The 12,151-nt window shown below is 59.7% G+C and carries 12 protein-coding genes; 7 read left to right on the top strand and 5 right to left on the bottom strand.

All coding sequences use genetic code 11. The annotated features are described in order from the left end of the window. Nucleotides 1-8: 8 nt before the first annotated feature. A complete protein-coding gene (locus JJB74_RS21490; protein WP_200595299.1) occupies nucleotides 9-797 on the bottom strand; it encodes a histidine phosphatase family protein in 789 nt (262 codons plus the stop codon). 226 nt (nucleotides 798-1,023) lie between these two features. On the opposite strand from JJB74_RS21490, the gene JJB74_RS21485 reads away from it, so the two are divergent. The 4 genes from JJB74_RS21485 to JJB74_RS21470 all read left to right on the top strand — a co-directional run bounded on the left by JJB74_RS21485 (nucleotide 1,024) and on the right by JJB74_RS21470 (nucleotide 3,503). Continuing rightward, nucleotides 1,024-1,293 (top strand): GlsB/YeaQ/YmgE family stress response membrane protein, encoded by a 270-nt coding sequence (locus tag JJB74_RS21485; protein ID WP_200595298.1) that lies wholly within the window; start codon nucleotides 1,024-1,026, stop codon nucleotides 1,291-1,293. Between the two features lie 109 nt (nucleotides 1,294-1,402). Beyond that, nucleotides 1,403-1,957 carry a hemerythrin domain-containing protein gene (locus tag JJB74_RS21480; protein ID WP_200595296.1) on the top strand — a complete coding sequence of 185 codons (555 nt, stop codon included), beginning with the start codon at nucleotides 1,403-1,405 and terminating at the stop codon, nucleotides 1,955-1,957. A 186-nt stretch (nucleotides 1,958-2,143) separates the two neighbouring features. Further along, complete coding sequence (gene folE / locus JJB74_RS21475; protein ID WP_200595294.1) at nucleotides 2,144-2,710, top strand: GTP cyclohydrolase I FolE; 567 nt, start codon at nucleotides 2,144-2,146, stop codon at nucleotides 2,708-2,710. 169 nt (nucleotides 2,711-2,879) lie between these two features. Then, nucleotides 2,880-3,503 (top strand): YcbK family protein, encoded by a 624-nt coding sequence (locus JJB74_RS21470; RefSeq protein WP_200595292.1) that lies wholly within the window; start codon nucleotides 2,880-2,882, stop codon nucleotides 3,501-3,503. Nucleotides 3,504-3,512: 9 nt separating this feature from the next. On the opposite strand, the gene JJB74_RS21465 is transcribed toward JJB74_RS21470, so the two are convergent. From JJB74_RS21465 to JJB74_RS21450, 4 genes are all read right to left on the bottom strand, one after another. Beyond that, nucleotides 3,513-3,812, bottom strand: a complete 300-nt coding sequence (locus JJB74_RS21465; protein ID WP_200595290.1) for a 2Fe-2S iron-sulfur cluster-binding protein — start codon at nucleotides 3,810-3,812, stop codon at nucleotides 3,513-3,515. Further along, entirely contained in the window at nucleotides 3,809-5,068 is a 1,260-nt protein-coding gene (locus JJB74_RS21460) for a TIGR03862 family flavoprotein (RefSeq protein WP_200595288.1), read from the bottom strand. Before JJB74_RS21460 ends, JJB74_RS21465 begins: the two co-directional genes overlap by 4 nt. Continuing rightward, nucleotides 5,065-5,982, bottom strand: a complete 918-nt coding sequence (locus JJB74_RS21455) for an NYN domain-containing protein (RefSeq protein WP_200595286.1) — start codon at nucleotides 5,980-5,982, stop codon at nucleotides 5,065-5,067. The genes JJB74_RS21460 and JJB74_RS21455 overlap by 4 nt, the downstream gene beginning before the upstream one ends. Nucleotides 5,983-6,085: 103 nt before the next feature. After that, a complete protein-coding gene (locus JJB74_RS21450) occupies nucleotides 6,086-6,589 on the bottom strand; it encodes an SET domain-containing protein (protein ID WP_200595284.1) in 504 nt (167 codons plus the stop codon). Nucleotides 6,590-7,081: 492 nt separating this feature from the next. Between JJB74_RS21450 and JJB74_RS21445 the strand changes: the two genes are divergently transcribed. From JJB74_RS21445 to JJB74_RS21435, 3 genes are all read left to right on the top strand, one after another. Further along, complete coding sequence (locus JJB74_RS21445; protein WP_200595281.1) at nucleotides 7,082-9,004, top strand: PrkA family serine protein kinase; 1,923 nt, start codon at nucleotides 7,082-7,084, stop codon at nucleotides 9,002-9,004. A 182-nt stretch (nucleotides 9,005-9,186) separates the two neighbouring features. After that, nucleotides 9,187-10,452, top strand: coding sequence for a YeaH/YhbH family protein (locus JJB74_RS21440; protein ID WP_200595279.1), 1,266 nt, complete (start codon nucleotides 9,187-9,189; stop codon nucleotides 10,450-10,452). Further along, nucleotides 10,449-11,990: a SpoVR family protein gene (locus JJB74_RS21435; RefSeq protein ID WP_200595277.1), complete on the top strand. Its 1,542-nt coding sequence runs from the start codon at nucleotides 10,449-10,451 to the stop codon at nucleotides 11,988-11,990. Before JJB74_RS21440 ends, JJB74_RS21435 begins: the two co-directional genes overlap by 4 nt. Nucleotides 11,991-12,151 lie beyond the last annotated feature (161 nt).

Below are 12,151 nucleotides of genomic sequence, written 5' to 3'. Positions count from 1 at the left end.
CGGGTTGCTCAGGATTTCGGCGCGACCTGCGCATCCGGCTCGCTGGTCACCGGCGCGCCGGCTTCTTCCAGCGGCACTACGAAATTGACCAGGTTCAGCGCCAGCTTGCCGCGTCGGCCCAGCAGGGGATCGAATTCATAGGAAGTGATCGAGCAGTTCGGCACGTCGCCCATGCGATCGACATCCAGAATGGTTTGCTCGTCCATGCGCTCGAGCAGATAGCGAAAACAGTTGACGATGACCTGGTGCGCCACCACCAGCACGTTCTCGCCGCGATGCTCACGAATAATGGTGTCGAGCACGCTGCGCAGACGCAGGATCACGTCGCACCAGCTTTCACCGCCCGGCGGACGGAAGTAGAACTTGCCGACATGCGCGCGCTGCTCGCTCAGCTCGGGGAATTTCTGCATGATGCCGTGCCGGGTCAGGCGATCGAGGATGCCGAATTCCTTCTCGCGCAGGCGTTCGTCGACATGAAGCGAGACATCCTCCGGGTCGCTCACGCCCAGCTCGAGGATGCTCTGCGCGGTCATGCGTGCGCGGGTGTACGGCGACACCAGGATCACCGTCGGCTTTTCTTCTTCAGGCAGCGCGCCGAACCATTGTCCGACCGCACGTGCCTGGCGTTCGCCCAGCGCCGACAAGGGCACATCGACATCGCGATCGGCAATATCGATCAGCGGCGCGCCGGCCGCCTCCGCCGCGTCGCGCGCGACATTGCCCGCGCTTTGTCCATGGCGCAGGATCCACAGGCGCTGTGGCCACTTCTGATCCGCTTTCGTATCCGTGTCAGGCATATCCACTTTCCTTTCGCTATCGGGCAGACCGTGCGCCAGACGCAAAGTTTCGGTTCACTTCTTCGCCATGGCGCGCTGCACAGGTAACAAAAACCGATGTCAATTGCTCATGATTTCCTACAGTGCATTGAGTGCCTGTCCGATATGGGCTCGGCTGCGCCGTGGTTAAGCTGTTTCACATGGACATAAATTTCTTATGTCGCTTTTTAAAACACAGGAGGGAAACATGAACTTCATCATCTGGATCGTTGTAGGCGGTGTGATCGGTTGGCTGGCCAGCATGGTTATGCGCACCGATGCGCAGCAGGGTCTTTTCCTGAACATCGTTGTTGGTATTGTCGGCGCCTTCCTGGGTGGCTGGCTGCTCGCTCCGCTGTTCGGTACCGGAACCATCAATCAAAATGACTTCAGCCTGTCCTCGATGTTTGTTTCCTTCCTGGGTGCTGTCGTCCTGCTGATGATCGTGAATCTGTTCCGTCGCGGTTCGGTACGCTAAGTACGGAAAACATCTTTACCGCACCCCAATGCACAGGACCTGACTCTCTTGCGGGAGGTCAGGTCTTTTTCTTTCTCCGTAGTCATAGCCAAGCATCAAGGAGCCCATCATGACCGCTGCCAAGAAGGCTGCACCCTCGTCCAAGACCAAGAAGTCGGAACACGATGCAATCGCCATCCTGATCGACGACCACAAGCGTGTGCGGAAAATGTTCAAGCAGTTCGAGAAAATGAAGGAAGACGGCAAACCGGAAGAAAAGCAAGCGCTGGCCCAGCAGATCTGCGAGGAATTGAAGCTGCACACCGAGGTTGAGGAACAGATTTTCTATCCGGCGGTGCGCAAGGCTATCAAGGAACAGGACATGCTCGATGAAGCCGAGGTCGAGCATGCGAGCGCAAAGGATCTAATTGCCCTGATCGAAGACGGCGACCCGAAGGATGCGATGTGGTCGGCACGCGTCTCGGTGCTTGGCGAATATGTCGAGCATCACGTGACGGAAGAGGAAGAGGAAATGTTCCCGAAGGCAAAAAAGGCCAAGCTCGACATGGAAAGCCTGGGTGAGCAAATCGAGGGAATGAAAATGTCGCGCCAGGGCGCAGCTGACGGCGCCTCGCTGCAGACGGGCGCGGGTGGTGCGCATACCGGCAATGTCACCAAGCACTGAACTCTGATTCCGATCGCGTTGGGATGGCTGACATTCCGCGCGATTCTTCTCGGCATCATTGCCGTGGCGCAGCGGGCTTTCCGCGACGTTTACGGAAATGGAGTACGATGTGCGCCTTTGCGGCGCCCCCTTTCGGCGCCGCGCTCTTTTGCAAACGTCGTTGGCCGCACGGCCGGGAAGAATTCAATGTCAGACGAACACTTTACCGAGAAGGACTGGCGTCGCCTGCTGGTCAGCCTCGGCGAGGATCCGGACCGCAAGGGTCTGATCGATACCCCATCACGCGTGGCGAAAGCCTGGAAACACTGGACCTCGGGCTATGACCAGGATCCGGCGGAATTGTTGAAGGCCTTCGAAGACGGCGCCGAGCAGTACAACGAGCTGATCGTTGTGCGCAATATTCCGGTGTACAGCCACTGCGAACATCACCTCGCTCCCTTTTTCGGCAAGGCTGTGATCGGCTATGTGCCGAACGGCAAGATCGTTGGCTTGTCCAAGCTGACGCGTCTTACCGACTGCTTCGCCAAGCGCTTGCAGGTGCAGGAGCGCCTGACCAGCCAGATCGCCAATGCGCTGATGACGCACCTGGAACCGAAAGCGGTCGGCGTGGTGCTGCGCTGCCGCCACATGTGCATGGAAAGCCGCGGCATTCGTTCGCCAGGCGAGGAAACCGTCACATCGTCCATGCTCGGCGAATTGCAGCCTAACCTGGCAATGCGTACCGAGTTCCTGGCGCTCGCCCGGGAAGACTGATTCGTCAGTGAACAAGGCGGCCGTTCTGGCCGCCTTTCGTACAAAATGCAACACTGTTTTTCTTGCAGCGCGACAAGCTTTTCCACTTGCTTGTGCATGCTCGGGTAAACTCGGGGCTTTTGGAAACATTTCCTCTCTTTCCGAAAACCTCAGCCTCTCACGACTCACCATGACCGCCCGCCGCGCTTTCCTGAAGAAAAGCCTGTTCCTTACCGCCGCCGGCCTGTTCGCCGACACCGCCTTGCCGACTTCCGCCCTCGCGCTGGAGCCGCCGCCGGATATCTTCGACGCCGAAGTTCTCGATCTCGATTTCTGGGTGAAGCCCCGGGTGCTCGAAGTCATTCGCCCCGCCAGCGGCGAGCGCGCAAAAATCCTGTACTGGAAAGATGGCGAAGTCATCGACTCCGCCTACCAGGAACTGTGCCACCTGCTGCGCGACGTCAACGGCGGCAACAAGATGATCGCCATCGACCCGAAGCTGCTGGAAACGCTGTGGGGCACACAGGCTTTCGTCGCCCGTTACGGCATCTCGACGCCGCTGGAAATCCTGTCGGGATACCGCACTCCCGAATCGAATCAGCGCCTGCGCGAACAGGGCGTGCCGGCGGCGCGCAAATCGCTGCACATGGACGGCCGCGCCGCCGACATCCGGATTCCGCATCTCGATTCCAATGTGCTCGGCGGGCTGGTGCGCAGTTTCCAGCGCGGCGGCGTCGGCTTCTATTACCGCAATGACGCGCGCGGCGGCTGGATTCATGCCGATACCGGGCTGCAGCGCACCTGGAAAGGCTGAGCGCCTTCCTTACTCGCTGCGCCGCGCGAAACGGCTATTGATGACCACGTCCGAGTCGGGGCAGGCCACGCAAGGCAGGATGCAGCCTTCGCGCTTTTCATCAGCGGACAGGCCGGGCCACTCGATCGTGTAATGCACCTGCCCGCTTTCCATCAGGCACAGGCAGGCGCGGCAGGTGCCGTTGCGGCAGGAGCTGGGCAGGATCACGCCGGCGGCCAGCGCCGACGCCAGCAACGGCCGTCCGGCATCGGCTTCGAATTGCCAGCCGTGCGGCCGCACTGTCACCGTGAACTTGCGCCCCTCGCTCATTGCGTGCCGTCCCCGCCTTGCCGACCGAGCCAATCCAGCATGCCGCGTCCGGCATGCCTGCCGCTGGCCATGCTGGCCGTGAGCAGGTAGCCTCCGGTCGGCGCTTCCCAGTCCAACATTTCGCCGGCGCAGAACACACCGGGCAGGCGGTGCAGCATCAGGTCATCGTTCAGGCTGTCGAAGCGCACGCCGCCGGCGCTGCTGATCGCTTCATCGATAGGGCGCGGCGCATCCAGGCGCAGCGGCAGCGACTTGATTGCCGCGGCCAGCGTCGGCATGTCGCCATGCTGCTCGCGCGTCAGCACTTCGCGCAGCAGCCCGGCCTTCACGCCAGCAATGCCGCTACGGCTTTGCAAATGGCTGGAGAGCGAGCGCGAACCGCGCGGATGCGTCAGTTCCGCCGTCAGGCGGGTGGCGTCCCTGCCGGGCGCAAGATCCAGAGTCAGCGTGGCGCTGCCTTCAGCGGCAATGGCATCGCGCAGCGGCGCCGACAGCGCATAGATCAGGCTGCCTTCCACACCTTGCTCGGTCACCACGAACTCGCCCTGGCGCTCGACGACGCCGGTCGACGTGTTGCACCTCGCGATGACCGCCTTTACCGGATGGCCGGCAAAGCGCTCGCGGAAATGCGCGCTCCACGCCACGTCGAAGCCGCAGTTGGCCGGTACCAGCGGCGCGACATCCACGCCGGCCGCTTCCAGCCACGGCACCCACGCGCCATCCGAGCCAAGCCGCTTCCAGCTTGCGCCTCCCAGTGCGAGCAGTGTCGCATCGGCCGGCACCTGCACCAGCCCGTCTTCAGTGGCGAAGCGCAGCGGGCCCGCGCCCGGCGCGCCTTCCCATCCCAGCCAGCGATGGCGCATGTGAAAACGCACGCCGCGGCTGCGCAATCGGTGCAGCCAGGCGCGCAACAACGGCGCGGCTTTCATCTCCTTCGGGAAGACCCGGCCGGAACTGCCGACGAAGGTTTCTACGCCGAGGCTCGCGCACCAGGCGCGTAATGCATCGGCATCGAAGCCGTCGATGACGGCAGCCAGTTGTGCCTGTCGCATGCCGAAGCGCTGCAGAAAGGTCGGCTTGGGTTCCGAGTGCGTCAGGTTCAGTCCGCCGCGGCCAGCCAGCAGAAACTTGCGGCCGACCGAAGGCATTGCATCAAACAGATCGACGCGCACGCCGGCCTCGGCAAGCGCCTCGGCCGCCATCAGGCCGGCCGGACCGCCACCAATGATTGCCGCATGCCGCGCCATCGATGTCATTCCTCCTGCGCCGGCAGGCGAATCATGTATTGACCGGTCTTCTCATCCTTCTGCAGCGTCAGCAACCCGTGCATCTGCGCATCCTCCAGCATCTGCCGGAAGGAACGATAGCCATAGGCGGCTTCATTGAAGCCAGGACGCCTGCGCTTCATCGTCTGCTTCACCATCGAGCCCCACAGCTTGTCTTCCTCGCCGCGTTCCGCGATCAGCGCTTCGATGGTTTCGACGATGAGTTCGAGCGCATCCTGGCGCGGCTCTTCATCGCGCTTGCCCGGCGCGGATTTGGCCACGGCGGGTGTCGCGGCTTGCGTAGCAGATGACGCCGTCACAGCAGGCGTGGCCGCGGCGCCGTTCGCGTTGCCAGCAGCCGGTACGCTCGGCTGCTGCGCGGTCTTGGCCGTGGTCTTGCGCTCACTGCCCTTGCGTCGCGTCTTCTGCTCGCGCACGAGGTCGTCGTAGAAGATGAACTCGTCGCAGTTGGCGGCCAGCAGGTCCGAGGTGGAATCACGCACGCCGATGCCGATCACGTATTTATTGTTTTCGCGCAGCTTCGACACCAGCGGCGAGAAGTCCGAGTCGCCACTGATGATGACGAAGCTGTCAACATGCGACTTGGTGTAGCAGAGGTCGAGCGCATCGACCACCATGCGGATGTCCGCCGAGTTCTTGCCTGATTGGCGCAGATGCGGGATCTCGATCAGCTCGAAGGAAGCTTCATGCATCGGCGCCTTGAAGTCCTTGTAGCGCTCCCAGTCGCAATAGGCCTTCTTCACCACAATGCTGCCCTTCAAGAGCAGCCTTTCCAGCACTTTGCGGATATCGAACTGCGCATATCTTGCGTCACGCACGCCGAGCGCGATGTTTTCGAAATCGCAGAACAGCGCCATGTTGAAAATCTCGGGTTGGCCTGACATCAGAGTTCCTGGGGAATGGTAGGGAAAGGGCGCAGTGTAACAGCGCGTTTTGCAAATGAAAAAAGCCTGCGTGCGCAGGCTTTATCAGGCTCGAAATGCTGCCTCAGGCTGCCTGGCGGGCGCCGCGCTTTGGCGCGAGCATCGTCTTGCGGCAGTTGGGCTCGCCGCACAGGCATTGATAGGCGCGCTTGATCGCCGGCGTATGACGGCCTTCCAGCACCAGGCCATAGTCATAGTTCAATTCCTCGCCGCGCTTGATGTCGCGCAGCGCGTAGATGAAGATCCGATTCTTTTCTTCACGGGCTTCGCAGTTCGGCGCGCAGCTGTGGTTGATCCAGCGCAGATCATTGCCGCCGCTGCCGCCATCGATCATCTTGCCGTTCTCCAGCGCAAAGAAGAACGTGTGATAGGGATTCTCCGGATCGAGCCCGGTGCGCTTCTGCGCTTCTCTCTCCGTGATGCGCTCGCCGATGTATTCGGCTATCAGCGAGCCGGCCGCTATCTTGCGCCTGGCGAAGACGCCATTGCCATGGATTTTGGAATGGCGCACCACAATTGATGGAATCGGTTCCTGAGCGTGTTCAACCGCGGTTCTGGATCGGGGCATATGACAATGTATGGGAAAGCCTTGACGGCGGTGGTTGAGAGGATGATGACAACAGGCCCGAATTGTAAGACAAAGTATCAATGGCGATTCCGTTTTCAACGCGGTGTAATCATGAACCTGAGTTCGCGCGTTGAATGCCTGTGTGGCGCGATGCGCATGAAGCTGCAAGCATGTTTGCACCGCGCCGCTGCGGGAATGATGAGCCAAATAAACCTGTATCCATCATGGTCAAAGTCTTCCCCATGTGTTCGGATAATATGCAATCATGAATCCGTGACGTAGCAGCTGTCCTCATGCGAAACCTTATCGAGAACAGCTTGCCAGACCATACCGTTTGCAGGTCATGGGGCGCGAGTGAGAAGAAAAAATTTTTTCATCAGCGCCTTCATGCCATCACAAAAAAGAGCGCGTATTATTAAGTTGCGGTCCAGCAAGCCACATACTGAAAGCGCCGCCAGCTGACAATAGATTCACTTCAAAGGAAGCATGCAAATGAAAATCTTTGAGAACTATGCGGCACGATATGAAAGGACCCGTGAGGAAGAGATGTCGGTCCAGGAATATCTGGACTTGTGCAAACGCGATCGGATGGCATACGCCACGGCGGCCGAAAGAATGTTGCAGGCCATCGGTGAGCCTGAAGTTGTCGATACCCGTTTCGATCCGCGCCTCTCACGCATCTTCGCCAACAAGGTCATCAAGATTTACCCTGCGTTTCGCGAGTTCTATGGGATGGAGGAAGTCATCGAGCAGGTGGTTTCCTATTTCCGCCACGCTGCGCAAGGCCTGGAAGAGCGCAAGCAGATTCTCTATCTGCTGGGTCCGGTGGGCGGCGGCAAGTCTTCCATTGCCGAGAAGCTGAAGTCCCTGATGGAAAGCGTTCCCTTCTATTCGATCAAGGGCTCTCCGGTCAACGAGTCGCCGCTTGGCCTGTTCTCCGAAGCCGAGGACGGCACGATCCTTGAAGAAGACTATGGCATTGCGCGTCGTTATCTGCGCGCCATTCCCAGCCCCTGGGCCGTCAAGCGCCTGCATGAATTCAACGGCGACATCAACCGCTTCCGCGTGGTGCGGCGCTATCCATCGGTGTTGAAGCAGATTGCCGTGGCCAAGACCGAGCCGGGCGATGAGAACAACCAGGACATCTCCTCCCTTGTCGGCAAGGTCGACATCCGCAAGCTCGAGGAATACTCGCAGGACGATCCGGATGCCTACAGCTATTCCGGCGGCCTGTGCCTGGCCAACCAGGGCCTGCTCGAATTCGTCGAGATGTTCAAGGCGCCGATCAAGGTGCTGCATCCGCTGCTGACCGCAACGCAGGAAGGCAACTACAAGGGCACAGAAGGTTTCGGCGCGATTCCCTTCGATGGCGTGGTGCTGGCGCACTCGAATGAATCCGAATGGAAATCCTTCAAGAACAACAAGAACAACGAGGCTTTCCTCGACCGGATCTATATCGTCAAGGTGCCTTATTGCCTGCGTGTATCCGACGAGATCAAGATCTACGACAAACTGATGCGCAATTCCTCGCTGTCGAATGCGCCATGCGCGCCGGGAACGCTGAAGATGATGGCGCAGTTCGCGGTGCTGTCGCGGCTGAAGGAGCCGGAGAACTCGAGCATCTTCAGCAAGATGCTGGTGTACGACGGGGAAAACCTGAAGGACACTGATCCGAAGGCGAAGTCGCGGTCCGAGTATGTCGACTACGCCGGTGTCGATGAAGGCATGAACGGATTGTCGACGCGTTTCGCGTTCAAGATCCTGTCCAAGGTCTTCAACTTCGACAGCACGGAAGTGGCCGCGAACCCGGTGCATCTGCTGTACGTGCTGGAGCAGCAGGTCAGCCGCGAGCAATTCCCGCCCGAGATCGAGCAGAAATACTATTCCTACATCAAGGAATACCTGGCGCAACGTTACGTGGAATTCATCGGCAAGGAAATTCAGACGGCCTATCTGGAAAGCTATTCCGAGTATGGCCAGAACATTTTCGACCGCTACGTCACCTTCGCCGATTTCTGGATCCAGGATCAGGAATTCCGCGATCCGGACACCGGGGAAAGCTTCAATCGCGATGCGTTGAACAGCGAGCTCGAAAAGATCGAAAAGCCGGCTGGCATTTCCAATCCGAAGGATTTCCGGAACGAGATCGTCAACTTCGTGCTGCGCACCCGCGCGCAGAACAATGGCAAGAACCCTGCATGGACGGGCTATGAGAAGTTCCGCACCGTGATCGAGAAGAAGATGTTCTCGAATACCGAGGAACTGCTGCCGGTGATCTCGTTCAATGCAAAAGCAAGCGCCGACGACGCGCACAAGCACAAGGAGTTCGTCGAGCGCATGGTTGCCAAGGGCTACACGCCGAAGCAGGTGCGCCTGCTTTGCGAGTGGTATCTGCGTGTAAGGAAATCGTCCTGACCCGCCTCGGCCCGACGGGCAGGCAGCGATGATCTGGCCCCGGTCTTGCTTGTGTTTTCACAGGCAGGGCCGGGATACCGGTATCAGCGACGGCCGTCGCTTTTCGCCGCCGGTGGGCCGGTGGATGATGCGAAGACGCGGAAGCGACGGTTCCGGGTCCGCAATGCGAGCAGGAGAGTATATTGACTTACCTCATCGATCGGCGTTTGCAGAGCAAGAACAAGTCCGCGGTCAACCGCGAGCGTTTCTTGCGGCGCTACAAAGGGCAAATCAAGCAGGCGGTCGAGCGCGCCATCAAGGGCCGCTCCATTACTGATATTGCAAGCGGCGAAAAGATTTCCATCCCCGCCAGGGATGTGAACGAACCCACGTTTGGCCATGCGCATGGCGGCGTGTGGGAAGCCGTCAATCCGGGCAATGAAGAATATCTGAAGGGCGACCGTATTCCCCGTCCGCGCGGCGGCGGCGGCGGTGGCGGCGGCAAGGCCGGCAACAGCGAAGAGACGAGCCAGGACGACTTCGTCTTCGAGCTCAGCCGCGAAGAATTCATGAACTACTTCTTCGAGGACCTCGAGCTGCCGAACATGGTGAAGAAGCAGCTCGCTTCCACCACGGAATACAAAACCCATCGCGCCGGCTATACCGTGTCCGGCACGCCGGCCAACATCCATGTGCTGCGCTCGCTGCGCGGCGCGCTGGGCCGGCGTATCGCCCTCGGCGGCAAGCACAACAAGCGACTGGCGCGCGCCGAGCAGGAGCTCGAGCAGCTGCTGCTTGTCGTGGACGAAGACGATCCGGCCGTCATCAAGCTCAAGCGCGAGATCGAGCACCTGAAAACGCGCCTGAATGCGATTCCCTTCATCGATCCGTTCGACCTGCGCTACAGCAACCGGGTGAAGACACCCAAGCCATCCAGTCAGGCGGTGATGTTCTGCGTGATGGACGTATCGGGCTCGATGGACGAGCAGCGCAAGGATACGGCCAAGCGCTTCTTCATCCTGCTCTACCTCTTCCTCACCCGCGCCTACGACAAGATCGAGGTGGTGTTCATACGCCATCACACCGCTGCAACCGAAGTCGATGAACACGAGTTCTTCAACTCGCGCGAGTCCGGCGGCACCGTGGTCTCGTCGGCGCTGCATCTGCTGAACCGCATCCTGCAGGAGCGTTATCCAGGCGGCGACTGGAACGTGTATGTCGCCCAAGCCTCCGATGGCGACAACTGGGACAAGGATTCGGTCAACTGCCGGCAATTGCTGATCAGCACCATTCTGCCGGCGGTGCAGTACTACGCGTATGTGGAAATCACCGACGGTGCGCCGCAGAACCTGTGGCACGAATACATGCAGGTCGCCGCGGCCCATCCGCACTTCGCCATGCAGAAGATCGAGTCGCCGGCAGACATCTATCCGGTATTCCGTGAACTGTTCAAGAAGCAGCCGAAATGAATACTGTCACCGATACTCCTCTCCATGAGCGCCGTCTGCCCGAGCAATCGGAATGGACGGTCGAACTGATCGAGCAGGCGCACGAGGAAGTGCGCCGCGTTGCCGAGAATTTCGGGCTCGACACCTATCCCAATCAGCTCGAGATCATCACTGCCGAGCAGATGATGGATGCGTATGCCTCGGTCGGCATGCCGGTCAACTACAACCACTGGTCCTTCGGCAAGCATTTCCTGAGCACCGAGAAAAGCTATCGCCGCGGGCAGATGGGCCTGGCCTACGAGATTGTGATCAATTCCAATCCGTGCATCGCCTATCTGATGGAAGAGAACAGCCTGATGATGCAGACGCTGGTTATCGCGCATGCGGCATACGGGCACAATTCCTTCTTCAAGGGCAATTATCTGTTCCGCACCTGGACCGATGCGGAAGCCATCATCGACTACATGCTGTTCGCCAAGAATTACATCGCCGAATGCGAGCGGCGGCATGGCGTCGAAGAAGTGGAGCTGCTGCTGGATTCCTGCCATGCGCTGCAGAACTATGGCGTGGACCGCTACAAGCGCCCGGCCAAGCTGTCGCTGCAGGAAGAAAACGCCCGTCAGAGCGAGCGCGAAGCCTATCTTCAGAGCCAGGTCAATGACCTCTGGCGCACGCTGCCGCGACGCGAGGAGCAACTGACGGCACAGGAAGGCCCGCATCACCGGCGTTTCCCGGCCGAGCCGCAGGAAAACCTGCTGTACTTCATCGAGAAGTCGGCGCCGCTGCTGGAGCCATGGCAGCGCGAACTCGTGCGTATCACGCGCAAGATCTCGCAATATTTTTACCCGCAGCGCCAGACGCAAGTAATGAATGAGGGCTGGGCCACCTTCTGGCATTACACCATCCTCAATCAGCTGTATGACGAAGGCATTTTGAGCGATGGCTTCATGCTCGAGTTCCTGCAGAGCCATACCAACGTCGTCTACCAACCGCCGATCACGAGCCCGTATTACAGCGGCATCAATCCGTATGCGCTCGGATTTGCGATGATGCGCGACATCCGCCGCATCTGCGAGGAACCTACCGAGGAAGACCGCCAGTGGTTCCCGGACATCGCCGGCAGCGACTGGCGCAAGACCCTGGACTTCGCGATGCGCAACTTCAAGGATGAAAGCTTCATTGCGCAATACCTGTCACCGAAGCTGATTCGCGATTTCCACTTCTTCGCGATTCTCGACGACGACCACGACGACAAGCTGACGATTTCCGCGATCCATGATGAAAGCGGCTATCGCCATGTGCGTCAGCAGCTTGCCGCGCAGTACAACCTGGGCAATCGCGAGCCGAACATCCAGGTATGGTCGGTCAACACCCGCGACGATCGTTCGCTGACGCTGCGCCATACGCAGTTCCAGCGGCGGCCGCTGAATCATCAGAGTGAAGAGGTGCTGAAGCATGTGGCGCGCCTTTGGGGCTTCGACGTCAGGCTGGAAACCGTCGACCCGAAGGGCAAGGTGCTTTCCACCCAGGAGTGCCGCACTGACCGGCGTCATCGCTGATCATTGAGCAGATCAAGTCGCCTGTGTCTCTGTAATTTTTGCCGCTCTGCCGGCACATTCTGCCGGATGCCGAAAGCATCCGGCTTTTCCCTTTGGGCGCGCGTTGTTCCAGCACTGGCATACGGCTTGCCTCAGCAGAGTTTCGTCGCGGGCTGTTCTGG

Source organism: Noviherbaspirillum pedocola (assembly GCF_016632335.1).
Lineage (GTDB): Bacteria > Pseudomonadota > Gammaproteobacteria > Burkholderiales > Burkholderiaceae_D > Noviherbaspirillum_A > Noviherbaspirillum_A pedocola.
The sequence above is the reverse complement of the archived record's forward strand: the minus strand, read 5'-3'. Positions and strand labels throughout refer to the sequence as shown.